Origin of the sequence: Cryobacterium sp. Sr3 (assembly GCF_004402835.1) — a bacterium.
Classification (GTDB): domain Bacteria; phylum Actinomycetota; class Actinomycetes; order Actinomycetales; family Microbacteriaceae; genus Cryobacterium; species Cryobacterium sandaracinum.
Genome location: NZ_SOFA01000043.1, coordinates 25696 through 49097 on the forward strand (window position 1 = coordinate 25696; position 23402 = coordinate 49097).

General features: G+C 64.7%; 19 protein-coding genes. 11 read left to right on the top strand and 8 right to left on the bottom strand.

Going from position 1 to position 23402, the window contains the following annotated elements; genetic code table 11:
* Positions 1-67: 67 nt before the first annotated feature.
* Positions 68-1204, bottom strand: a complete 1137-nt coding sequence (ald, locus tag E3N94_RS14485; RefSeq protein ID WP_134570457.1) for an alanine dehydrogenase — start codon at positions 1202-1204, stop codon at positions 68-70.
* 296 nt (positions 1205-1500) lie between these two features.
* Between ald and E3N94_RS14490 the strand changes: the two genes are divergently transcribed.
* Positions 1501-2709, top strand: a complete 1209-nt coding sequence (locus E3N94_RS14490) for a PucR family transcriptional regulator (protein WP_134374091.1) — start codon at positions 1501-1503, stop codon at positions 2707-2709.
* Between the two features lie 20 nt (positions 2710-2729).
* Here E3N94_RS14490 and alr read toward each other — a convergent pair whose 3' ends face one another.
* Both alr and E3N94_RS14500 read right to left on the bottom strand, forming a co-directional pair.
* Complete coding sequence (alr, locus tag E3N94_RS14495; RefSeq protein WP_241987136.1) at positions 2730-3896, bottom strand: alanine racemase; 1167 nt, start codon at positions 3894-3896, stop codon at positions 2730-2732.
* A gap of 96 nt (positions 3897-3992) precedes the next feature.
* Complete coding sequence (locus tag E3N94_RS14500) at positions 3993-4838, bottom strand: uracil-DNA glycosylase (protein WP_134415705.1); 846 nt, start codon at positions 4836-4838, stop codon at positions 3993-3995.
* A 146-nt stretch (positions 4839-4984) separates the two neighbouring features.
* On the opposite strand from E3N94_RS14500, the gene E3N94_RS14505 reads away from it, so the two are divergent.
* The 5 genes from E3N94_RS14505 to E3N94_RS14525 all read left to right on the top strand — a co-directional run bounded on the left by E3N94_RS14505 (position 4985) and on the right by E3N94_RS14525 (position 12589).
* A complete protein-coding gene (locus E3N94_RS14505; RefSeq protein WP_134401095.1) occupies positions 4985-5332 on the top strand; it encodes a hypothetical protein in 348 nt (115 codons plus the stop codon).
* 31 nt (positions 5333-5363) lie between these two features.
* Positions 5364-8099, top strand: coding sequence for a UvrD-helicase domain-containing protein (locus E3N94_RS14510; protein ID WP_134570459.1), 2736 nt, complete (start codon positions 5364-5366; stop codon positions 8097-8099).
* 74 nt (positions 8100-8173) lie between these two features.
* Complete coding sequence (locus tag E3N94_RS14515; RefSeq protein ID WP_134374081.1) at positions 8174-8572, top strand: (deoxy)nucleoside triphosphate pyrophosphohydrolase; 399 nt, start codon at positions 8174-8176, stop codon at positions 8570-8572.
* A 113-nt stretch (positions 8573-8685) separates the two neighbouring features.
* Positions 8686-11487 carry a DEAD/DEAH box helicase gene (locus E3N94_RS14520; RefSeq protein ID WP_198416297.1) on the top strand — a complete coding sequence of 934 codons (2802 nt, stop codon included), beginning with the start codon at positions 8686-8688 and terminating at the stop codon, positions 11485-11487.
* Between the two features lie 67 nt (positions 11488-11554).
* Positions 11555-12589 (top strand): NADPH:quinone reductase, encoded by a 1035-nt coding sequence (locus E3N94_RS14525; RefSeq protein ID WP_134570461.1) that lies wholly within the window; start codon positions 11555-11557, stop codon positions 12587-12589.
* Positions 12590-12641: 52 nt separating this feature from the next.
* Here the strand turns inward: E3N94_RS14525 and deoC are convergent, their stop codons facing one another.
* The 3 genes from deoC to deoD are packed head-to-tail and all read right to left on the bottom strand — an operon-like array spanning position 12642 to position 15526.
* A complete protein-coding gene (gene deoC, locus E3N94_RS14530; RefSeq protein ID WP_134570462.1) occupies positions 12642-13346 on the bottom strand; it encodes a deoxyribose-phosphate aldolase in 705 nt (234 codons plus the stop codon).
* A 9-nt stretch (positions 13347-13355) separates the two neighbouring features.
* The gene (locus tag E3N94_RS14535) at positions 13356-14762 is read right to left on the bottom strand and encodes an MFS transporter (RefSeq protein WP_134570463.1); all 1407 of its coding nucleotides are present in this window, start codon (positions 14760-14762) and stop codon (positions 13356-13358) included.
* Positions 14762-15526 (bottom strand): purine-nucleoside phosphorylase, encoded by a 765-nt coding sequence (deoD, locus tag E3N94_RS14540; protein WP_255453039.1) that lies wholly within the window; start codon positions 15524-15526, stop codon positions 14762-14764. The genes E3N94_RS14535 and deoD overlap by 1 nt, the downstream gene beginning before the upstream one ends.
* Positions 15527-15612: 86 nt before the next feature.
* On the opposite strand from deoD, the gene E3N94_RS14545 reads away from it, so the two are divergent.
* Positions 15613-16404, top strand: a complete 792-nt coding sequence (locus E3N94_RS14545) for a GntR family transcriptional regulator (RefSeq protein WP_104099167.1) — start codon at positions 15613-15615, stop codon at positions 16402-16404.
* Between the two features lie 168 nt (positions 16405-16572).
* Here E3N94_RS14545 and E3N94_RS14550 read toward each other — a convergent pair whose 3' ends face one another.
* Together E3N94_RS14550 and E3N94_RS14555 are read right to left on the bottom strand one after the other, a co-directional pair.
* Positions 16573-17043 (bottom strand): hypothetical protein, encoded by a 471-nt coding sequence (locus tag E3N94_RS14550; RefSeq protein ID WP_134374133.1) that lies wholly within the window; start codon positions 17041-17043, stop codon positions 16573-16575.
* Between the two features lie 37 nt (positions 17044-17080).
* Positions 17081-19168, bottom strand: a complete 2088-nt coding sequence (locus tag E3N94_RS14555) for a transketolase (protein ID WP_134374071.1) — start codon at positions 19166-19168, stop codon at positions 17081-17083.
* Positions 19169-19262: 94 nt separating this feature from the next.
* Between E3N94_RS14555 and E3N94_RS14560 the strand changes: the two genes are divergently transcribed.
* The 4 genes from E3N94_RS14560 (at position 19263) to E3N94_RS14575 (ending at position 23008) form a co-directional block, all read left to right on the top strand.
* Complete coding sequence (locus E3N94_RS14560; protein ID WP_134374069.1) at positions 19263-20447, top strand: ROK family protein; 1185 nt, start codon at positions 19263-19265, stop codon at positions 20445-20447.
* 196 nt (positions 20448-20643) lie between these two features.
* Positions 20644-21102 carry a PTS sugar transporter subunit IIA gene (locus tag E3N94_RS14565; protein WP_134374067.1) on the top strand — a complete coding sequence of 153 codons (459 nt, stop codon included), beginning with the start codon at positions 20644-20646 and terminating at the stop codon, positions 21100-21102.
* A gap of 64 nt (positions 21103-21166) precedes the next feature.
* A complete protein-coding gene (locus tag E3N94_RS14570) occupies positions 21167-21439 on the top strand; it encodes a PTS sugar transporter subunit IIB (protein ID WP_134342816.1) in 273 nt (90 codons plus the stop codon).
* Between the two features lie 42 nt (positions 21440-21481).
* Entirely contained in the window at positions 21482-23008 is a 1527-nt protein-coding gene (locus E3N94_RS14575; protein ID WP_134374065.1) for a PTS ascorbate transporter subunit IIC, read from the top strand.
* Positions 23009-23402 lie beyond the last annotated feature (394 nt).

The window sequence follows — 23402 nt, forward strand, 5'->3', positions numbered from 1 at the left end:
GAAATTGTGGGTCGCGGATGCCGGGGCCGACCGATCAGGCCGTACCCGGCATCCGCGACCAGTGCTGCTAGACCAGCGCGAGCTCGACCTCTGAGACGAGGTCGGTCCAATCCGTGAGCGGTAGGTCGAGGGCGACGCTGACCGAGCGGTTCGCGACCCTTCCGGCGGCGATGTTCAGGCCACCGGCAAGGGCGGCGTCCCGCTCGAATGCTGCACGCACGCCACGGTCGGCAATCGACAAAGCGTAGGGCAGAGTCACGTTCGTCAGCGCGAGGGTCGACGTCTGCGGAACGGCGCCGGGCATGTTGGCGACGCAGTAGAAGATCGAACCGTGCACGGGGAAGGTGGGGTTCTCGTGCGTTGTGGCGTGTGTGCCCTCGAAGCAGCCGCCCTGGTCGACCGCGATGTCCACGAGCACGGAGCCCCGCTTCATGCGCGACACGAGCTCGTTGGTGACGAGCTTGGGGGCCTTGGCGCCGGGGATCAGCACGGAGCCGATCACGAGGTCGGCCTCGGTGACGGAACGGTTGATCTCGTAGGCGTTCGAGGCGATGGTCTTCAGACGTCCGGCGTACTGGGCGTCGAGTTCGCGCAGGCGGTCGATGTTGATGTCCAGGATGGTGACGTCAGCGCCCATCCCGATGGCCATGGCGGCGGCGTTGGAGCCAGCGACGCCGGCACCGATCACAGTCACCTTGGCGGCCCGCACCCCGGGCACCCCGCCCATCAGCATGCCCGGGCCACCACCCGGTCGGGTCATCGACGCGGCGCCGACCTGAACGGCGAGGCGTCCGGCAACCTCGCTCATCGGGGCAAGCAGCGGCAGTGAACGGTCAGCCTTCTGCACGGTCTCGTAAGCGATCGCGGCCACGCCGGACTCGAGCAGGGCGCTGGCGAGGGCGGGCTCGGCGGCGAGGTGCAGGTAGGTGAAGAGGATCAAGCCCTCACGAAAGTACGAGTACTCGGCCGCGATCGGCTCTTTCACCTTGAGGATCATGTCGGCGCTGGCCCACACCTCGAAGGCGGTCTTGACGATGGTTGCACCGGCGGCTTCGTAGTCGGTGTCAGCGAAGCCGGAGGCGATTCCCGCGCCGGCCTGTACCAGCACGGTGTGGCCGTGAATCTTGGCTTCGTGCACTCCGGCGGCGGTGATGGCCACGCGGAACTCGTTGTTCTTGACTTCGGTTGGAACGCCAATGATCATGGGGAACTCCTGCTTCTTGTAGACGCCTGCTGATCGACTTTGGTCAGCTTTAAAATGATAAACCCGGATTTAAAGGCCGCCCCGGCTCCGCCACGGGGACAACGGAGGCCGAGGGCAACTCCGTCGTGCGGTGCACAAGGCAGAAAATTGCCGTTTACACAGGTATTTGTCTTTCCCGAGGCCGGTGGTCAGGGGCGGATTCATCGTGCAGACACCCCGCAGTCGGCTCGACATCTGTTGCGCCCAGGTGCGTCGATCGTCTCCTGACGTCCACGCTGCTCCGTTAGATTGAATCTATGAAAACGGCCGATATTGACCAAGCAGTGGTCAACATCGCCGCGCGAATTGACCGGGCTCTCTCGCTTGAAGACCTCGACGGCGGGCTGCTCGCGTATAGCGCGCATCAACCCACGGCCGACCGAGTGCGCACGAACTTTCTGCTGAGCAAGGTTGTTCCGCCCGATGTCAGCGCCTGGCAGCTCAGCCACGGTATCGCCTCGGCAGTGAAGCCGGTTCCCGTGCCGGCCAACGCCGACCTCGGAATGTTGGGCCGCGTGTGCGTGCCGCTGCTGGCACGTGGATTCCGGGTGGGGTATCTGTGGGTCCTCCAGCTCGACGACGAGCAAACGCCCGAGGTGATTCTGCGTGAGCTGCGGCTCATCCGCCCGGAGATGGACGCCCTCGCAGAGATGCTGCTCAACCGTTCCAGCGCCGATTCTAAAGCGCGGCGCACCGACGAGGCCCAATTCCTCGCCGCGTGCTTGGGGGACCGCAATGCCGGCGTGGCGGTGGACGGTTGGCCTGGTGTGCACGGGCGCGGACCCTGGCGGCTCGCCGCGCTGCTCGAGCGCGGTGACAACGCGCAGCGCGACCCCGCCAAGAGCGGCCTGCTGCACCGTCTCGCCGCACTGTATGCCACGCTTGGCATCAATACCGTGCTGTTCTCGGCCGGCACCGAAACGCATGCCGTTCTGCTGCTCCACGACGAGATTGACGGCTTCGACCTGTCCGAGGTTCGAATGCGCTTTGAGTTCGAGGTGTCCCGCCGCGGTGGGCAGGTGGCTGCACCCGCCCTGATCGGGCTGAGCGAGCCCTTCACCGACCTGCGACGGCTGCCCGGTGCCTACTCCGAGGCGCGGAGCGCCGTGCAAGCGGCCAGGGTTGATACCCAGCTCGGCACGCTCGTATCGTTTCGCGCTACCGGGGTCTACCAATTCCTGGCCGTCGCAAGTCGAGACGTGTTGCCGTCCGAGTCAGCGCTCTTCTCCGAACTCCGGGCACTCGACCGAAACGGGGAACTGCTGCCCGTGCTCGAGATGCTCTACGACAAGAACGGGTCCGTGGCCGAGGTCGCAGAGCACCTGCATTTGCACCGAACCAGTATTTACAACCGGCTCGCACGCATCCGTTCCGCGTTGGGCGTCGACCCGCTCGGCGGGCAGGCGCGCCTTGAGCTGCACCTGGCCCTCAAGGCCGACCGCTGGGCTGGCCGTCCGCGCCTCTGACGGGCCTGCCCGGATTGGTCTCAGACGTTTCGGTAGACGCGGGGAACGCGGGGACTGATGCGGGTGACCACTTCGTAATTGATGGTGCCGGCGGCCGCCGCCCACTCGTCAACGGATGCGTCGTCGTCGCCGGGGCCGAACAGCACCGCTTCGGCACCGATCACCGACGAGCCGGAGGCCACGAGTGCGGCCTCACCGAGGTCGATGACCATCTGGTCCATGGCGATGCGCCCGACCACGGGATAGGTCACGCCGTTGACTCGCACCGGGCCTCCCGTGGCGATGCGCGGAATGCCGTCGGCGTAGCCCAAAGGAATCAGGGCGAGCGTCGTCGGGGCCGTGGTGCGGTAGTTGAGCCCGTAGGAGACGCCCTGTCCGGCGGGAACGTCTTTGCACACCGATACGAGCGTGCGCAAGGTCATCGCCGGGCGCAATCCGAGGTCGTTCGAGGTCTGGTTGGCGAACGGCGACAGGCCGTAGATGGCCAGCCCCGCCCGCACCAGATCGAAGTGCGTGTCGGGGCGGGACAGCGTGCCGGCGCTGTTGGCGAGGTGCCGCACCATCGGGCTCAGCCCCGCCTCCTGCGCCACAGCAACGGCCGTCGTGAATGCCGCAACCTGTTCGTCGGTCTCGACGCGGTCGGGTTCATCGGCCACCGCGAGGTGCGAGAAGATGCCCACGACGGTCACAGATCCGCTGGCTTCCGCCTGTCGGGCGCGGGCCACGAGCTCGGCCCACTCCGTGGGGGTGCTGCCGTTGCGGCCCAGACCGGTGTCAATCTTGAGATGAATGCGTGCGGTTTTTTGCTGCTGCTGCGCAGCCAGGGCGATGAGCGGCAACGCCCAGCCGGAGCATCCGAGATCAATGTCCGCGGTGATTGCCGCGGCGAAGTCGCTGTCTGTGGTGTTCAACCAGGCCAGTACCGGCACCGGGATGGCCGCAGCGCGGAGTGCCAGTGCCTCCGATATGTGTGCCACGCCGAGCCACTCCGCTCCCGCCTCGAGCGCCGCGCGAGCGACGGGGAGAACCCCGTGACCGTAGGCGTCCGCTTTGACGACCGCCATCAGCCGGGCTGGGGCGGCGAGCGCAACGAGGTGGCGAACGTTGTGTCTGATCGCGTCGAGGTCGATCACGGCTGCGCGCTCCGGCAGCCGTTCGGTGGCGGTGGGCACGGCTGCTGATTTCACACGTTGCAGCCTAACCCTCGGGTGCGAAGGCCAACTCTTGGCGGAGTGGCACGACCCAACGGTTGCCGCTGGCCGATCATGCAGCTTATGCGCCCCCTACGAAGCCAGGTCGCGCAGCAGAAGCTCAACCAGCAAGCGCTGACTCCGTTGTGACGGCAGTGCGTGGACATACTCGCTGATCCGAGCCTCGGCTTCGACCTCACCCGGCACCAGGGGGAGCAGCTCACCCCGTGCGGCCGCCCGAAGCTCAGGCCCGGTCATTAGAGCGGGCAGGTCAACCTTGAGCGCCGGGAGGGGTTTGAGCCCGGCGTGCCGCATCGCTTCGCGATAGACCTCGCGCACCCTTTCTAGAGCGATGGACTTCTCCGGCTCGCGCAGGATGAAAGCCCGGTTGCTGGTGTGGCGGGTGTTCCAGGTTTTCAACCCACGGGCATCCGCGTAGTCGCCGAATCGCATCTTCTTCATGAACTGGTTCACGCTCCGGTGAGCGTCTCCGCCATGGGCAACGATGGAGCGGATGTTGGGGTGCAGATCAAGAACTCGCTTGAGCACATCGAGCCCGTCGTCAATCAGATTGTTCGGCAGGCCGTTCGGGTGTGTTTCGTGCACGTGCCACGGGTACGCGTTCCAGGGCACGATCTGGGCGTCGGTGAGGCCAACGGTCTCGTAGATGTCGCCCATCCGAGCGGCCGAGCCGTCATTGTTCTCTCGGGACAGCATGCCGGAGCCCTTGGCTCCGCCGGCCTGCGGCCCAGGGTTCGAGGAGAGGGCAAGGATGACGGCGGTTGAAGCACCGTAATGGGGCGCGATGTACGGAACAGAGAAGCCGGGCAGCTCCATCATCAATTGATCGCAGAGTGCGTTGATCGCGGCCACCTGCGGCTCGCGGATTCGGTTCAGCTGGTCGTCGCGAAATTCTGGGTCGGCCATCCGTCGGGTCATGCCTGAAGCCTAGAGGCGTCTGTCTCACCTCCAATTCGCGGCGCCCCCAACTGGGGTCAGCAGGGCAGATCACAGGCGTTCTTGGTGATGTCGGCGCACCTAGGCTGGCACTGGAAGTGATCGGCAAACAGTTGGGGGACTGAACAATGAGCCCGGATTCTTTTGGAGCCTTGTTAGCGGCATACGGCGGGATCATCGTGCTGACGGTGTTTCTGCCGTTCATAGCCTCCTTTATTTTGGATGGCGTTGTTCAGGTACTGCGGAGCAATGGTTTGAAGTTCTTCCTTGCCGCTCTCGGCCTGACCGGGGTCTTCGCGCTCGCCGGCTACCTTCTTTGGCAGTACGGGATCAACAACCCGCCTCTGCCGTCGTCGACCCTGGAGAGCATGGGGACCATGGCTCAGATGCTGCTGACATTTTCGACAGTCCTCGCGCTGGCCGCATTCGTGAGTCGCACGGTGAAGCTGCTCTGGAAGACTCGGCGAGCGGCATAGTTATGGTCTGTTCCGCCCAGCGCAGTCGCCCGTGACCATCCCCAACCGAGCCCAGACCTGGCACCCGTCGGCCCTCGGCAAGCGCGTCACGAAATCCCGGGACTGGCGACTGACCCTGACCGGCCCCGAACTCACGATCACCCTCGACGGTGAGCCCGTCGCCCGCGACATCGGCTCCTTCGGCGGGCTGACCGTGACCCCCGGTCGCCTCTGGTCACACCTCGAGCTGGAGCATCCGGACCGGCGCTTTCGGTTCCGCGGCATCCCGAACCGGCGCGCGGCATCCTTCGCGACGGCCTTCACAGCGGCACAGGCCGAGGCCGTGCGCGTGCTCAGGCTGCTGCAACTCGTCGACGAATTCGATCAGGCCGCCAAACAGGTGCGGCTCTTCACCGAAGCGCTCGGCACCGCCGTCGCCGTGCAGCTCAAGACGAAGGGCTGGCTCACCACAGAGTTCTCCGCCTACTGGGCCGCGCGCAAAGCCGCCGTCGGCTTCGGCCAGCTGCTCGACGACCCCGATCTCCGGCCACACATCACGGAACTCTCCGCGGTGTCCCGGGAGACGGTTAATATCTGGCGCGACGACCTGCCCGAGTTCGTCGCCGCCCAGAACGAGCGGCACCTTGCCGCCGAGCTCGACGACTGCCAGGACTTCTTCGACACGGTCGAGAAGTCACCGCTCACACCCGAGCAGGCGCGCGCGGTCGTCTGCTTCGACAACCGGATGCTGGTCGTCGCCGCAGCCGGATCCGGCAAGACCTCGACGATGGTCGCCAAAGCCGGCTACGCGCTGCACCGCAACCTGATTCCGGCCGACAAGATCCTGATGCTGGCCTTCAACAATGCCGCGGCGAAGGAGCTGGGCGCGCGCACCCAAGAACGGCTGGCGCCTCTGGGCCTCGATGCCGGCAAGGTCGTCGCGAAGACGTTCCACGCGTTCGGCCTCGAGATCATCGGGAAGGCCACCGGTCGCAAGCCGTCGCTGGCGCCCTGGCTCGAGGGTGGGGGAGACATCAAACAGCTGGGGCGCATCGTCGATGTTCTCCGCGCGACAAACCCGCCGTTCCGTCTCCACTGGGACTTCTTCCGGGCAGTGCTCGCCCGTGACTACCCCGACCCTGACGCAGAGCTCGGTGAAACGGACAAGCCACCGGCCTTCCGCACGGCGCAGGGCGAGCAGGTCAGAAGCACCGGTGAGCGGATGATCGCCGACTGGCTCTACTTCAACAGCGTCGAGTACGTGTACGAACGCTCCTACGAGGTCGACACGGCCGACTCCGAGCACCGGCAGTACCACCCGGACTTCTACTATCCGCAGATCGACGCGTATCACGAGCACTGGGCGGTCGACGAGAACGGGCAGGCGCCGGAGGAGTTCGTCGGCTACCTCGACGGCATGCAGTGGAAGCGCGAGACCCACCGCCGCCACGGCACCACGCTTCTGGAGACGACGAGGGCACAGCTCTGGAGCGGCGAAGGCCTCAGTCATCTGGAGAAGGAGCTGACCGAGCGCGGCATCCGTTTGCAGGCAAACCCCGAGCGGCTCCTCGCCGGGCAGACACCCACAGATTATGGGCGCCTGCTTCAGACGTTCCGCTCGTTCCTCACCCACGCCAAGAGCAATCGCCTCAGCGACGACCAGCTGCGGCAACGCCTCGAGGAGCAGTCACACGGCGAGGTGCGCTTCCGCGACGCCGCGTTCCTGCGCCTGTTCGCCCCGATTCGGCGGGAGTGGGACAAGAAGCTGGCCGCCGAGGGCTGCATCGACTTCGAGGACATGCTCAATCTGTCGGCGGATCACCTGGAGGCCGGCGACTGGGAGAGCCCCTACGAGCTGGTCATGGTCGACGAGTTCCAGGACGCCAGCCACGCTCGGGCCAGGCTCGCCCGCGGCCTAGTCGCCCAGCCCGGCTGTCACCTGTTCGCCGTCGGTGACGACTGGCAGAGCATCAACCGGTTCGCCGGCGCCGACCTGTCGGTGATGACCGACTTCGAGCACCTGTTCGGGCCCAGCGAGGTGCTGCGGCTGGAGCGCACGTTCCGGTTTCCGCAATCGATAGCGGATGTCTCCAGCCGGTTCGTGCTGCAGAACCCCACCCAGCTGATCAAACGCGTCGTGTCCTCGACCCCGGAATTCCCGCCGACGATCGGGGCCGTCTCTGTCGACACCGACAAGGCCGTGAAGGCGGCCATCCACCACCGGCTCAAGGCGCTGCACACCCAGATCGCCCGGGGCCGAATCCCTCAGCCCGTGGGCGTCAAGGTCACCGTTTTCGTCCTGGGGCGGTACCGCCACCAGAGCGATTGCCTGCCGGACTGCCGCGACCTCGCTGACCTTCTGGACGTGGAGTTCATGACCATCCACGCCTCGAAAGGCGCCGAGGCGGACTACATCGTGATCCCGGGTATGGTCTCGGGCAAGTGGGGCTTTCCAAGCACCATCCCGAACGACCCAGTGCTGCGCATGGCGATGCCCGCGGCCGAAGACTTCAAGCGGGCCGAGGAACGGCGACTGTTTTACGTGGCCATGACCCGTGCCCGGCGGGGCGTGCTGCTGGTCACCGTCAAGAACAGGGAGTCACCCTTCCTGATGGAACTGATCCGGGACCACGGGATCGTGCGCACCAACGCCATCGGCGAGGCTCTCGATTCCACCGTCTGCCCCCGGTGCGGCCGTGCGTTCATGGTCGAGCGCCCGGGCAAGCGCGGGCCGTTCCTGGGCTGCCGGCGGTATCCGCGGTGCAAGAGCACCCTCGCGGTGAAGTGATGACGGCCGCGAGGGGCACACCGCCGCTAGCTAAGCTGGCTCTACGGATCGACGGCCAAGTAATGGAGACACGCTTGAAGAAGAGAATCGAAGTCGTTGGCGCGGTCCTCACCAGAGGCGAAACAATCCTGGCGGCACAACGGAGCTCGACGATGTCGCTGCCCGGGATGTGGGAATTCCCCGGAGGCAAGATCGAGTCAAACGAGTCGCCGCAGCAGGCCTTGCTCCGCGAACTCGAGGAAGAGTTACTCTGCTCGGCAGAAATTGGCGAGCATATCGCAACCACCGAGCACGAGTACGACTTCGGTATCGTCATCCTCACCACCTACTACTGCTCACTGATCGGCAAGGAACCTCGCCTGACTGAGCACTCGGAGATTCGCTGGGTCCAAGCTGCCGAGCTTGACCAGTTGGAGTGGGCCCCCGCCGACATCCCAGCAGTAGAGCGCGTGATGAAGGACTTTCTGGTTTGAGTGAGACTCGCAGTCAACTAACGCGCGACAATGCTTTTGGGTTCTTAGATTCACACGTCAAGGCTGGCCAAGTCTTTCATCCCACTCTCGTTTCGAATTCCAATGGCCAGACGATGCTTAAAACGATCCTCGATGAGCTCAAGCGATCGCGCAACTTCGTGTTTTCGGTCGCATTCATCACTCCGAGCGCGATCGCCCTGCTCAAACAGGCGCTCCTCGACTACCGAGGAAAAGGCACGATCATCACCTCTACCTATCTCGGGTTCAACTCGCCTGCCGCGTTCCGTGAACTCCTCAACCTCGAGGGCGTCAATGTCTACGTATACCCAGACTCCCCTGTTGGGTTCCACGCGAAAGGGTACATATTCGAGCAGGAGTCGAGCACCACGGCGATCGTCGGCAGTTCCAATTTAACCGCGTCGGCGCTGCTGAGGAACCAGGAATGGAATCTGCGCTTTTCCGCTCTGCCCGATGGGGACATCGTGCAGCAACTGACTTGCGCCGTGCAGGCACATATGGATGCTTCGGCTGCTTTGACGCGGAAATGGATCGATGAGTACGCGCTGACTTGGACCCCTCAGCCCCACAACCCTTTTCGAGGAATCACAGCGGTCGAACCGCTCGGTGATGCGCTCCCCATGGGAATGATCTTCCCAAATTCAATGCAGGTTGAAGCACTCGCCGAGATCCAGGCTCTGCGGGACGCGGGGGAGAGCCGTGCCGTCGTAATTTCGGCGACAGGGACAGGAAAGACAATCCTCTCCGCGCTCGACGTGCGGGCATACGCGCCCAAACGTATGTTGTTCGTCGTCCACCGCGAGCAGATTTTGGACCGGGCGATTGATGAGTTCAAGCGCGTGCTGAACGCCCCGGACAGCGACTTCGGCAAGTTCGTCGGTTCGAAGAAAGAGCTCGATCGCCGCTATGTATTCGCATCGATTCAGTCGCTTTCTCGGCCCGAGAATCTTCGCGCGATTAAGCCTGACGCCTTTGACTACGTACTGATCGACGAGGTCCACCGCGCTGGCGCCGCGAGCTACCGCACGCTGATTGATCACCTTGAGCCGGCCTTCCTTCTCGGGATGACAGCAACTCCGGAGCGCACGGATGAGTTCAACGTGTTTGAGCTGTTCGATTTCAACGTGCCCTACGAAATCCGTTTGCAGAAGGCTCTCGAGGCAGACATGCTGGCGCCGTTCCATTACTACGGCGTCACGGATTACATAAAGTCCAACGGCGAAGTCATCGATCAGGTAGCGGACCTCAGCCGGTTGGTCGCGTCTGAGCGCGTCGACCATCTCGTGTCGACCATCGAAAAGTATGGCCATGCCGGTGTGCCGGTCAAAGGGTTGATCTTTTGCAGCAAGAATGCCGAAGCAGCTGAGCTCTGTGAGATTCTCAACCAGCGGGATGTCCACGGGCAACGACTTCGAACACGCGCACTGAGCGGAAAACACTCGGTCGAGGAGCGCGAGCAGGCGGTGCAGATGCTGGAGCGCGGTGAACTCGACTACATCGCGACTGTCGATATATTCAACGAAGGCATCGACATACCCTCGGTCAATCAAGTGGTTATGCTCCGACAGACGTTATCGAGCATCGTCTTCACGCAGCAGTTGGGGCGTGGACTGCGAAAAGCTGCGGGCAAAGACCACCTGGTGGTGATCGACTTCATAGGAAACTACGACAACAACTACCTGATCCCAATTGCGCTTTTCGGTGACAGCACCCTCAACAAGGATTCGATCCGCAAGAAGATCATCGATGCGCAAGAAGCTGGGGCGATAGCTGGTCTTTCAAGCGTCAATTTTGACGCGATTTCGCGAGAGAAGATCTTCGCTTCCCTCGCGACTACAACTCTCGACAGCATGTCAAACCTCAAGAGGGCCTTCGTCGACCTGAAGAACCGCCTCGGTCGATCACCCCTACTCATGGACTTCGCCCGCTTCGATACCGTCGACCCGACGGTCATCGCGACCAAGCAGAAGAACTACTGGAGATTCCTAAACAAGGTCGGGGCAACGGATGCCTCGGCCGGAGAGTTCGAAGACGCTGTCCTGACGTTCCTCTCCGGAGAACTACTTAACGGAAAGCGGCCCCACGAGCTGCTCCTTCTCGACAAGCTACTAACGCATCCTGGTGAACTGACGGTCGAGGACTATCAAACTGCGCTTGAGGTGAGCGAGCTGGCTGGCGATCAGGCGACGCTCAATTCCGTCCTTGCCGTCCTGAGCCTGACTTTCTTTACCGAAGCCGAAGCAGCCAAGTACGGTGCCGCTCCGATAGTTTCTCTTAACGGAGGGACCTACCGGCTCAGCGAGAAATTCGCGGCTGCATGGGGCACGGAGCCGCTCTTCCGAATGCACGTTCGGGATGTCGTTGATGCGGGTTTGTACCTCGCGCGCCACCGGTACAAGTGGACTGGGCAGCTTCAAGTGGGTCAACGGTACTCTCGCAAAGACGTCTGTCGTTTGCTCAATTGGCAGTCAAACCAGCAGAGCACCATCTATGGGTACAAAGTCGACTACTTCTCTAACAGTTGCCCGATTTTTGTGACGTACCACAAGGGGTCAGACGTGTCCGAGAGCACGAAGTATGAAGATGAGTTCCTCAATTCATCAACCCTGACGTGGTACACCCGTAGCAGACGAACACTCGCCAGTGGAGAGGTGAAGGCCATTGTTGAGAATCAGCTCCCGCTGCACGTGTTCGCAAAGAAGGACGATGCAGAAGGCACTGAGTTCTACTATCTCGGCAGAGCCAAGTCTCAGGATGCTCGCCAGACGAGAATGTCCGGAGAGAGCGGGCATGACGTTGTCTCCATAACCCTTGGCCTGGCCAGCCCAATCGAGTCGAGTCTCTACGAGTACTTTGCGGCGTCGGTGGCGTCGGTGGCGTCGGTGTCAGCGGTTTAGGGGACGGTTCCCAGGAGCAAGACGTCAGGTCGGGAAACTTATTAATGCTGTTCGCGTTACCCCTGACATGAAGTCCATTGTGTACAGCCAGACCGGTGACCCGTCCGTGCTCCAGCTCGTCGATCGACCGGTGACCGAACCCGGAGCCGGCGAGGTGCGGGTTCGGATCGTGGTCAGCGGCGTGAACCCCACCGACTGGAAATCACGGCGCGGCTCGGCACCGGGCCAGGCGCTGGCGTTCGACGACGTCGTACCCGGCCAGGATGGCGCAGGGATCGTGGAGGCGGTCGGCGCCGGGGTGCAGCACGTCGGCGTGGGCGACCGGGTGTGGCTGGCGCTCGCTGCGTACCAGCGCGCAAATAGCGGCTCGGCGCAGGAGCACGCGGTGCTGCCCGCGGAGCGCGTCTTCTTGCTGCCGGAGAATGCGAGCTTCGACCAGGGCGCGAGCCTTGGGGTACCGGCGATCACGGCGTACCGCGCGTTGACGGTGGCCGAAGACGGACCGCGGCGGCTGCACCCGGGTGCCCTCGCCGGCAAGGTGGTGCTCGTGGCCGGCGGAGCTGGTGCGGTCGGGCACGCGACGATCCAGCTGGCCCGGTGGGCGGGGGCATCCGTTGTCACGACCGTGAGCGGTCCGGCGAAGGCGGCGCTCGCCACGGCGGCCGGCGCGCAGCACGTGCTCACCTACACCGACCCGGATGTCGTCGCCCAGATCCGGGCGATCGCGCCGGAGGGGGTGGACCTGATCGTGGAGGTCGCGCCGGCCCAGAATGCGCGGCTGGACCTGGCCGTCATCCGTAATCGGGGGTCGATCGCGGTCTATGCCAACAACGGTGGCGACCAGGTGACGCTCGACGTGCGCCAGCACTTCAGCCTCAACGTGCGCTACCAGTTCGTGCTGCTCTACACGGTGGGTGCCGACGTGATTCGGGCGGCGGCCGAGGACATCACCGCGGCCCTCGTCGATGGCGCACTGACTGTGGGGGAGGCGGCGGGGCTGCCCCTGCACCGCACCGACCTCGCGCACACGGCGGATGCCCATGCCCTGGTCGAGAGCGGCGTTGTCGGGAAGGTGCTGATCGACGTCTCGGCGGGCCGGTAAGAACATGCGCGCCGGGCTTACACAAGATGGAATGTGCGAGCCCGGCCGGTTGTCAGTAGCTGCCAGCGCCTTCGGCCGAAGACGCACCGGAGAGCAGTGCCGCGCTGCCCGAGACACCAAGCCGGGTCGCGCCGGCTTCGATCATGGCCAGGGCATCGTCGAAGCTGCGTACCCCGCCCGAGGCCTTGACTTCGGCTCGGTCGCCCACGGTCTGCTTCATCAGGCGCACCGCGTGCACGGTCGCTCCGCCGGCGGGGTGGAAACCAGTGGAGGTCTTGACGAAGTCGGCTCCCGCGGCGACGGATGCCTGGCACGCGCCGACGATCTCGGCATCGGTCAGCGCAGCGGATTCGATGATCACCTTGAGTACCTTCGGTGCCGGAACGCTCGCGCGCACGGCCGCGATGTCAGCCTGCACGTCTTCAAAACGGCCGGCCTTGACGGCACCGATGTCGATGACCATGTCGATCTCGTCGGCTCCTTGCTCGATGGCGAGGGCGGCCTCGGCGGCCTTGATGGCGGAGTGGTGCTTGCCGCTGGGGAAACCGCAGACGACCGCGACCTTGAGGTCGGTGCCGGCGAGGATGCTGAGCGGCAGCATCGACGGGGACACACAGATCGAGTAGGTGCCGAGCCTGACGGCCTCCGCGATGAGTGCGGTCACGTCTGCTGCCGTGGCCTCGGGCTTCAGGAGGGTGTGATCGATGTGCTGGGCGACCATGGCGGCGCTGAGGGGGACGGTGGGGGTCGAAATCATGGTGTGTCCTTAGTTGGTGACGGGTGCGGGTTCGGGTTCGCCTCGGCGCTCCAGGACCACGACGAAGACGCGGTAGAGCACCAGGCCGAGGGCGGCGACCGCCGCGAGAATCAGTAACACCGTTCCGTAAGAGGCCGCCGAGTCGGTGCCGGCGATGCCCCCGAGCAGGTTGGGCTTCAGGTCCATCAGGGTTGCGGTGTAGGCGATGCCGATCGGCACTGCCATGTTGATGGTGAGGTTGTAGAAGCCGATGGCGATACCGGATTTCTCGACCGGCACCCGCCCAATGGCGGTCGATACGAGGGGGCCGTACATCAACGCGAAGCCCATGCCGAACAAGACCATCGAGATCACGAAGATCCCGATCCACTTGTCCACCACCAGAGCCGGGATCAGCATCGAGGCGGTGATCACGATCAACGCCGTGGTGATGGCCTGCTTGGATGTGAGGAACCGGGCGATTTTGCCGGTGGCCGAGCCGACGATCACAGCGGCGATGTAGCCGGGGATCAGCAGCAGGGAGACCCCACCCAGGTTGTAGCCGTAGATGTCGGATACCAGGAAAGGGAAGAGGAAGGTGTAGCCGAGCTGGACCGAGTAGATGACGAATACCACGATGATCATCAGCGAGTATTGAGCGTTGGCGAAGAACGCGATGGTGATCACGGCGTTGTCGTTGGTTCGGATGTGCCAGATGAACAGGATCAGCCCCGCGACGACTGGCACCAGGTACCAGGGGTTGAAGTTCTGCATGAACAGGATGATGCCGGTGGCGAACACCGCGATCAGGAAAAGCCCGAGCACGTCCACGTGGCTGTCGTTCGTTTCCTCTGCAGCAACCGTGCGGAGCACGAGCGGGATGGTCAGCAGGGAAAGCAACGTGACCAGGAAGAAGGCCGCCCAGCCGATGTAGGTGGCGATGAAGCCGCTGCCGACGGTGCCGATCAGTAGCGACAGTTGGAAGGCTGCGGTGCTGAAGCCCAGGTACTTCTTCTGCTCGTCGCCCCTGAAGTGCTTGGTGACGTAGATCACGTAAAGGGTCTCGGCGGCCGCCAGACCGGCGGTCTGGATCAGCCGGCCGATTAGGACCAGCCAGAAGTTGGCCTGGAAGATGAAGCCGACGATCGACCCGATCGTCATCACGAGGATCGCGAAAATGATGAGTTTCCGGATACTGATCGAGTCGGCCAGCGCGGCGTACACCACGGCACCGATACCGATCAGGATGCCGGTCAGCGTGGCTTGCAGGCTGACAGTGTTGACGGGCAGGTTGAGATCCAGCGCCAGCGCCGGCGACATGAACTTGAAGCCATTGTCCAGCACCAGCGAAAACACGAAGAGGAACAGCAGGATGGGGACGGCCCGGGTCGGGTTGAAGACCGGAGTTGGACGCTTGGCGTGAGTCGCGTTGCTCATCAGATCAGTTCCAGCGCGATCTCGATCATTCCTGTGAAGGCGGTCTGCCGTTCCTCGGGGGTGGTCTTGGCGTTGGTGACGAGCTGGTCGCTAACAGTGAAGATGCCAAGCGCATCGACGCCCCCGGCCGCGGCGTTGGCGAACAGACCTGCCGACTCCATCTCGGCGGCCAAGATGCCCATCTTCATCCACTTCCCCATGGCGTCTGGATCGGCGCCGTAGAACAGGTCGGACGAGAGCACATTGCCCACGTGGGTGCGTTGACCGCGCTCGTCGGCGATCCGTTTGGCGTGCTCGAGCAGCCTGTACGACGACAGCGGCGCCCATGAACCGGGCAGGTTGAACTGGTGCAGGTAGTTGGAGTCGGTCGACGCGCCCTGGGCGATAACTACGTCGTAGAGCTCCATGTTCTTCTGCATGGCGCCGCAGGTGCCCACCCGGATCAGGTTCTTGACCCCGAAAAAGTGGATCAGCTCATAGCTATAGAGCGAGATGGAGGGGATGCCCATACCCGTGCCCATTACGGACACGGGACGCCCCCGGTAAGTGCCCGTAAAACCCAACATGTTACGAACCTCGTTGAAGCATCGGATGTCGTCGAAGTAGGTCTCGGCGATGAATTTCGCTCGCAGCGGGTCCCCCGGAAGGAGGATCGTCTCGGCGATGTCCACCCCTTTCGGATCAATGTGCGGCGTGCTGTTCGTGGGGGGATGCAGACCCTTCATCGTTGACGGTGATCCGACCCTCGTGGTGGTTGAACTCATGTTGACCCCTTCGTCTGAATAGTATGAAGTTATACCTCTCAGGTAGCATATCAAATGTGATACGTTCGGGGTGACAAGGAGGTCTCGTGACGACCCGTTTGGAACCGCACCCGTTCTTTCACCAGCAGCTCTACCTCACCGTCGGCCAGCCGATTCGAGTCGCCGTCTACACGCGGCTCGCAGATGGAATCCGCTCTGGTGTGTTCCGGCTCGGCGAAATGCTGCCGAGGGAAACAGAGCTCTCGGCAATGCTCGGCGTCAGCCGCACACCCGTACGCGAGGCGCTGATGCTCCTCGAAGAAGACGGGTTACTGGTCACCCGTCGCGGAGTTGGACGATTCGTAACGGACTTCATCCCGCACGGAGGACTGGAGCAGCTGCGGCCATTTGAGGTCGCCTTAGCCGACCCGAACATGACGTTGACTGTCCAGCCGGTGCGCTTCGAGTTGGAAGGGGTTACAGACTTCGTGTCCCACCGGCTCTCGCTCGACCCGGCTGCCAACGCCTGGATCCGCGAGAGCGTCTTGCTGCAGGATGGCGTTCCCGTTGCCACTGTTCAAGAGCATCTCCCCGCTGGGCGCTACCTCAGTGATGTGAGCGCGCGAATCGCATCCGAACTCTCGGAGATCGCCGCCGAACCACGGACACTCCTCGCATCCATGCAGGCAAACGGCCACGTCTTCACAAACAGCGTGTGCCAGATCGTCGCAACCGACGCTGGCCCCACGCGAGCGAAACTGCTGAACATAGGGCCGTCAGCGGCGGTCCTCATCCTCACCCAGACAGCGGAGCACGGCGGAGTTCCGATCTACGCCGCAAAATGTGTCGTCGCGCCCGGCCACGGGTCACTGTCGGTGAGGCAACACAACCCGAACTAGGGGTGCTTTTCGGCGGGGGGTCAGGCTGAATGTGGGCGACCCTGTCGGCGGCCACGTCGGCCCGTTGTCGAGCGCATGCAGTGCGAACGCGCGCGGAATGATGCGACGGTTCTAGGCGAGCAGACCTGTCCGCCCAATCGAGTTCGGCGAGGCCGGCACGGACGCCTATTAGGTGCCGGTCGGGACGGCGTGCGTGCTGCCGCTGAGCGGTGCGGCGCTGCCGGAGACGCCGAGGCGACTCGCGCCCGCAGCGATCATGGCGCGGGCATCATCGAAGCTGCGCACGCTGATGACCTTGAGCACCTTCGGTGCGGGGGTGCTCGCACGCACGGCCGCGATGTCGGCCTGCACGTCGTCGACGCGGCCGGCCTCGGCTGCACCGATATCGATGACCATGTCGATCTCGTCGGAGCCCTGCTCGATGGCGAGCGCGGCCTCGGCGGCCTTGACGGAGCTGTGGTGCTTGCCGCTGGGGAAGCCGCAGACGACCGCGACCTTGAGGTCGGCGCCGGCGGGGATCAAGAGCGGCAGCATCGACGGTGATACGCAGACGGAGTAGGTGCTGAGCTCGATCGCGTCGGCGATGAGGGCCGTCAACTCTGCGGCGGTGGCCTCGGGCGTGAGCAGGGTGTGGTCGATCTGGCGGGCGACGCTTGTGGCGTCGGGGCGAGAGTGATCATGAGGTGCGTTCTTCGTTGGTGAGGGGTTTGGAGGTGCCTTGCGGCGTGCCGGGGTGCGCGCCGAGGGTGGCGTGCGCGGCGGCGATGACCGCGTCGAGGTGGATGCCGCGGCGGCGGAGAACCTGAGGGCCGCTGCCCGACTCGCCGAACTCCTCGATCGACACCACGCACCCGTCGAGGCCCACCCAGCGGTACCAGGCATCGCCGCGGCCAGCCTCGACGGCGACCCGGGCACGCAGTGCCACCGGCAGCACGACCTCGCGGTAGTCGGTACTTTGCTCCGCGAACCACTCGACACAGGGCATGGACACGACCCGGGCGCAGATGCCGTCCTCAGCCAAGCGTGCGGCGGCTTTGATCGCGAGGTGGACTTCACTGCCGGTGGCGAGGATGGCCAGGTCGTTCCCATCGCCGTGCTGCCAGCGCACGTAACCGCCGGCCGTGACCCCCGCGGGGGTGGTGTCGTGACTCTCGAGCACGGGCAGGTCCTGCCGGCTGAGGACGAGGGCGACCGGCCGGTCGGGGGAGGCGAGGATGCGACGCCAGGCGGCGACGACCTCAATGGAGTCGGCGGGGCGCACCACGTCGAGGCTCGGAACGGTGCGGAGCGACGCGATCTGCTCGACGGGCTGGTGGGTGGGGCCGTCTTCGCCGACGGCGACGGAGTCGTGGGTGAAGACGTACACCGCGCCGAGGCCCATCAGGGCGCCGAGACGGATGCTCGGGCGCATGTAGTCGCTGAAGACCAGGTAGGTGGAGGCGAACGGGCGCCACGGGCCCTGCAGGGCGATGCCATTGAGGATGGCCGCCATGGCATGTTCGCGGATGCCGAACCGGATGAACTCGCCGGCCGAGTTGGTTGCGGAGAAACGGTCGCCGTCGACCTCTACGGTGGTGGAGCCGGCGAGATCTGCGGAGCCGCCCCACAGGGGAACTGCGCCCTGCAGGGCGCGGAGCACGGCGCCGTTGGTCTTGCGGGTGGCGATCAGGTCGCCGGGGCTGCCGACCTTGACCGAGTCGAGAGCAGACGTGTCGAACTCGCCGCCGCGGAAGGCAATCCAGCGCGCTGCCCCCTCGGGGTCGAGGGTGCTCCAGGAGGCCAGGTCGGCCTCCCATTCGCGGTGCAGTTCGTCGCCGCGGGTGAGCGCCCCGCGGGTGTGTTCGAGGGTCTCGGGGGCGACGAGGCCCTGCAGGGTGGCATCGGGGGCGAAGCCCAGTGTCGTCTTCACCGCGGCGAGCTCGTCGGCGCCGAAGCCGCCCGCGTGCGCGGCCGACCTGCCGCCGAACTTTGCGGAGGGGGCACCGATGACCGTGCGGAGAGCAACCAGGGTGGGGCGGCCGGTGCGTTCCGCCGCCGCGCGGAGGGTGGCCTCGAGGGCATCAAGGTCGTTGGGGGTGTCGATCTCGAGCACGCGCCATCCGTAGGCCCGGTACCGGGCGCGCACGTCTTCCGTGAAGGTGTCGGCGGTGCTGGAGTCGATGGTGATGCCGTTGTCGTCCCAGATGAGAACCAGGTTGTCGAGACCGAGCGTGCCGGCCAGGCTCGACGCCTCACCGGAGACGCCCTCCTGCAGGCATCCGTCGCCCGCCAGCACCCAGGTGGTGTGGTCGAGCAGGGTGGAGCCGGGGGTGAACACGGCGCTCTCGTGCCGGGCGGCCATGGCCATGCCCACGGCGGAGGCGACGCCCTGGCCGAGCGGTCCGGTGCTCATCTCCACGCCGACGGTGTGGTGCACCTCGGGGTGTCCGGGCGTCTTGGAGCCGAGGGAGCGGCTCTTGGCGAGGTCGTCGAGGGTGAGGCCGTAGCCGGTGAAGAACAGCTGGGTGTAGAGCAGAAGGCTGGCATGACCGGCGGAAAGAACGAAGCGGTCGCGGGCGGGCCAGTCGGGGTGGGCGGGGGAGTGACGCAGAACTCGGGAGAACAAGACGTGGGACAATGGCGCCAATGCCATGGCGGTGCCGCCGTGTCCATGTCCTTTGGCCTGCACGATGTGGGCGGCCAGGGCCTGGGCACTCGCGACAGCGCGGGTGTCGAGCTCGGGCTGCGTCGTCGTTGACGTGGGATTTGTTGATTCGGTAGCCATGGAAGACACTTTGGTATACAAATGTACTTAAGTCAATAACGGATCCGGCGAGTGTGAAGTGCACCCGCGGATGCGTCGGAGGGGTAAGGATTCGATGGCTCACACTTTATCTACGGGTTCGGGCGTGGTGCTCGGTCTGATCCGGTCCGGCCTCGCCACCACCCGCAGCGGCCTCATCGACCAGCTCGGCTGGTCGCGGATCACCCTGGCGCGGCGCCTGGACGAACTGCTGCTCGCGTCGATCGTGGTGAGTGTGGGGCAACTCGATTCCCGCGGCGGCCGCCCGCCCGAGGAGTTCGCGGTCAATCCGCACGCCGGCCTGCTGTTCGCCGTGGACATTGGTGGATCGCACACCCGGCTGGCCATCACCGACCTGGTCTCCACCATCCTCAGCGAGGATGAAGCCGACATCGGGCTGAGCGAGGGGCCGGCCGAGATCTTCGAATGGGCCGGCCAGGTCTTCGACCACATGCTCGATCGGCTCGGCAAGACCCGCGCCGACGTGGTGGGGATCGGCGTGGGCGTGCCCGGCCCGGTCGATTTTGTGACCGGGCGGCTCGCCACCGGGCAGGTGGACGCGCAGTGGGACGGCGTTTTGGTGAAGGACTACTTCGCCGGCCGCTTTGACAATGCCGTATTCGCCGTGGACCGGGACGTGAACATCATGGCGCTCGCCGAGGCGCGGCGAGGCTGGAGCGAATACCGAGACGTGGCGGTTCTCAAAGCCGGCATCGGGGTCGGTTTGGCGTTTGTGCTCGACGGCTCGATCTACCACGGCTCCCGAGGAGGCGCGGGCGATCTCAGCCCGGTGCGCTCCGGCGGAGCCCGCACCGAACGGCTCGAGACGAGCGCCAGCGGTGCGGTGATCCGCCGCGAGCTGCAGCGCCGGGGCTACCGGGTGCGTACCAGCAACGACATCGTCGGCCTCGCCAACCAGGGCGACCCCGAGGTGCGGCGGCTGCTCAGCGAGACCGGCACCGCCATCGGGCAGAGCCTGGCGCACGTGGTGGGTCTGCTCAACCCGCAGGCCGTGGTGGTCGGCGGCAACCTCGCCCAGGCTGGCGAGCCCTTCCTCGGCGCCATCCGCGACGCTATCTTCGCCGGCGCCCGGGACTTCGCCCTGCAGGGGCTGGTGGTGGAGAAATCCCGGCTCGGCCACATCGCCGGCATCACGGGAGCCTCGCTCATCGCCCAGGACGCACTCTTCGAGGCCGACCGCATCAGCCGGTTAACCCGTGGCGCCCTGCCCGGTCTCTCCCCGCTCGTTCCGTCGATCTAACTCGCGCTGGAGCCTCGGCAGTTCCCACACTGGCCGCGCCCGCCATTCGTTGCCCACGACGCTATTTGGCGACGCTAGAGAGTCAATTTCAAAAACTTTAGTACATTTATAGACAAAAGGTCGCTCAAGCTTGTACACTCATCCCAATCGCCCTCGCAATCAGGGGTGGATCGAATCCAAACAACGGAGTTCATTCGTGGCACTCAACCTCGCCGAAGCACTGTCGTCCATCGTGACCCAGGCGGATGCAGCCGACTGGCGTGCCGCGATCCGTCTCGCCGGCGACGGCCTCGTGTTGGGTGGAGCAACCACGGATGCTTACACCGACGAGATGATCGACGCTGTCGAAAAGCACGGCCCCTACATCGTCATCGCCCCGGGCATCGCCCTGGCGCACTCCCGGCCGTCTCCGGCGGTTCTCACCGGCGGACTCAGCTGGGTGAGCCTGGCCACGCCCGTCAAATTCGGCAACAAGGCCAACGACCCCGTCAACCTCGTGATCGGGCTCGCCGCCGTCGACCACGACGCTCACCTCGCCGTGATGCGCGCACTGGCCGGTGTTCTCTCCGACAGCTCGGCCATGGATCGCCTCACTTCGGCCACCAGTCCGGCCGACGTTCGCGCCGTGCTCGGCGGGTTCGCCGCAGTCGCGTAATGCGCGGCACACGCATCCACCCCACTCTTCTACTCTCTGATCTCACCCAATCGAAAGGCACCCCATGAAGATCGTCGCCGTCTGTGGAATGGGCATCGGTACGTCCGTGCTCCTGAAAATGAACGCCGAGAAGGTTCTCGCGAAGCTTGGTATCGATGCGGATGTCGAGGCCGCCGATATGGGCGTGGCTCGCGGTGCCGCTCAGACGGCCGAGATCGTGCTCACCTCGGCGGAGCTGGCCGAAGAACTCGGCGATGTTCCCGCCGAGGTCATCGTCATCAACAACTTCTTCGATCTCGAGGAGATCACTGAGAAGCTCACCGCCGCCGTCGAGTAACCCCTCTCACCTTCCCTTCTCACAGAATATGGAGCTCCCACAATGGAGTGGCTCGTCGTCGTACTGAACTTCATCGGACAGCAGATTCTCAATGTGCCGGCTTATCTGATCGGCATCATCACCGCCATCGGCCTCATGGCGCTCAAGCGCAACTCCGGGCAGGTGATCGGCGGTGCTCTCAAGGCGGCGCTCGGCTTCCTGATCCTCGGTGCCGGAGCCAACGTGGTGGTGGGCTCCCTCGACCCGCTGGGCAGACTGATCCTCGCGGTGACCGGTGCCCAGGGCGTCATCCCCACCAACGAGGTCATCACCGCCATCGCGCAGGAGGAGTTCGGCGCCCAGAGCGCCTACGTGCTCACCCTCGGGTTCCTGGTGATGCTCGCCCTGGCCCGCTTCACGCCCCTCAAGTACGTGTTCCTCACCGGTCACCACATGGTTTTCATGGCCACGATGCTCACCGTGGTGCTCTCCGTCGGTTTCGGTGATGGCGCCAACTGGCTCGTGGTCATTATCGGCGCTCTGCTGCTCGGCGTGATCATGGTGGTCATGCCCGCGTTCGTGCACCCGTGGACCAAGAAGATCACCGGCAACGACACCATCGCGATCGGCCACTTCGGTACCCTGGGCTACATCGCCGCCGGTGCGGCCGGCCAGGCCGTGGGACGTCGCAGCAAGTCGACCGAAGACGTCAATTTCCCGCAGGGCCTTAAGTTCCTGCGCGACTCGATGGTCGCCACCGCGCTGTCGATGGTGCTCATCTACCTGGTCTTCGCCATCTGGGGCCTCATCGCCCTTCCCATGCAGGAGGCACTCGACATCTTCGGCTCCGCCGACGCCGGCGCGTTCATCATGGCGGCCTTTGCACAGGCCCTGCAGTTCGGTGTGGGTGTCGCAGTCATCCTCTACGGTGTGCGCACGGTACTCGGCGAGCTGGTTCCCGCGTTCCAGGGTATCGCCGAGAAGGTTGTGCCCGGTGCGCGTCCCGCGCTGGACATCCCGATCGTGTTCCCGTTCGGCGCCAACGCAGTGCTCATCGGCTTCTTGAGCTCATTCGCCGGTGGCCTCATCGCGCTGGGTGTGCTGGCAATCTGGCTGAACCCGATGTTCGGGCTCGCGCTGATCCTGCCCGGTATGGTGCCGCACTTCTTCACCGGAGGTGGAGCTGGTGTTTACGGCAACGCCACCGGCGGTCGCCTCGGCGCGATGATCGGTGGATTCGTCAACGGCGTGATCATCACCATCCTGCCCGCCATCCTGCTACTGGTTCTCGGCGACTTCGGCTTCGCCAACAGCACCTTCGGTGACGCTGATTTCGGCTGGTTCGGCACCCTCGTGGGTGTCAGCGTCGGCGTAGGTGGCGGACTCGGGGTCATCCTCGCGATCCTCATCGCCGTGGTGCTGGTCAGCGTCGCGATCGTCTACCAGATCCGTGTTGTCGACAAGGGCTGGGTGCCCGGGGCCAAGCGCGACGTCTGGATCGCGGAGGAGAAGGCGGCCGAGAAGGCCGTTCTCGACGCCGAGAAGGCTCGTCGCAAGGCGGAGAAGGAAGCGGCGGCCGAGGCCGTTTAGTTTCACCGGCTCTACGTTTCGCCAGAGGGCGGCCCCGCGGTGCGGGGTCGCCCTCATCGTGTGTGGGGGCTGCTTCGCGGCTGACGCCCCAGTCATCAGCAGTGAGATTCGCTCGTTGGCCCGGCATGGTGAGCAATTGCAGGAGGGTCTAGACCGTGGGGCCGTCTGGGGCGCAGAGAGGAACTTTCCACCCCCGTCAGCGTTACCTCCGACCTGAAGCGAATTGTGTACAGCAAGAGCGGTGAACAGTCCGTTCTTCAGTTTGTCGATCTGCTGCTGACCGACCCCGGAGCAAGGATCGTGGAGGCGGCCGGCGACGGCGCGCAGCACGTGCGGGTGGGCGAACTGGTGTGGTTGGCGGTCGCCGCGTACCAGCGGGCACAGCGGTACGGCC

Excerpts from the sequence above, each read along its gene's own strand:
- deoC (WP_134570462.1), bottom strand. The coding sequence starts at position 13,346 with ATGATTTCGACCCCCACCGTCCCCCTCAGCGCCGCCATGGTCGCCCAG.
- E3N94_RS14490 (WP_134374091.1), top strand. The coding sequence starts at position 1,501 with ATGAAAACGGCCGATATTGACCAAGCAGTGGTCAACATCGCCGCGCGA.
- E3N94_RS14505 (WP_134401095.1), top strand. The coding sequence starts at position 4,985 with ATGAGCCCGGATTCTTTTGGAGCCTTGTTAGCGGCATACGGCGGGATC.
- E3N94_RS14575 (WP_134374065.1), top strand. The coding sequence starts at position 21,482 with ATGGAGTGGCTCGTCGTCGTACTGAACTTCATCGGACAGCAGATTCTC.
- E3N94_RS14555 (WP_134374071.1), bottom strand. The coding sequence starts at position 19,168 with ATGGCTACCGAATCAACAAATCCCACGTCAACGACGACGCAGCCCGAG.
- deoD (WP_255453039.1), bottom strand. The coding sequence starts at position 15,526 with ATGAGTTCAACCACCACGAGGGTCGGATCACCGTCAACGATGAAGGGT.
- E3N94_RS14570 (WP_134342816.1), top strand. The coding sequence starts at position 21,167 with ATGAAGATCGTCGCCGTCTGTGGAATGGGCATCGGTACGTCCGTGCTC.
- E3N94_RS14520 (WP_198416297.1), top strand. The coding sequence starts at position 8,686 with ATGCTTAAAACGATCCTCGATGAGCTCAAGCGATCGCGCAACTTCGTG.
- E3N94_RS14535 (WP_134570463.1), bottom strand. The coding sequence starts at position 14,762 with ATGAGCAACGCGACTCACGCCAAGCGTCCAACTCCGGTCTTCAACCCG.
- ald (WP_134570457.1), bottom strand. The coding sequence starts at position 1,204 with ATGATCATTGGCGTTCCAACCGAAGTCAAGAACAACGAGTTCCGCGTG.
- E3N94_RS14525 (WP_134570461.1), top strand. The coding sequence starts at position 11,555 with ATGAAGTCCATTGTGTACAGCCAGACCGGTGACCCGTCCGTGCTCCAG.
- E3N94_RS14500 (WP_134415705.1), bottom strand. The coding sequence starts at position 4,838 with ATGACCCGACGGATGGCCGACCCAGAATTTCGCGACGACCAGCTGAAC.
- E3N94_RS14560 (WP_134374069.1), top strand. The coding sequence starts at position 19,263 with ATGGCTCACACTTTATCTACGGGTTCGGGCGTGGTGCTCGGTCTGATC.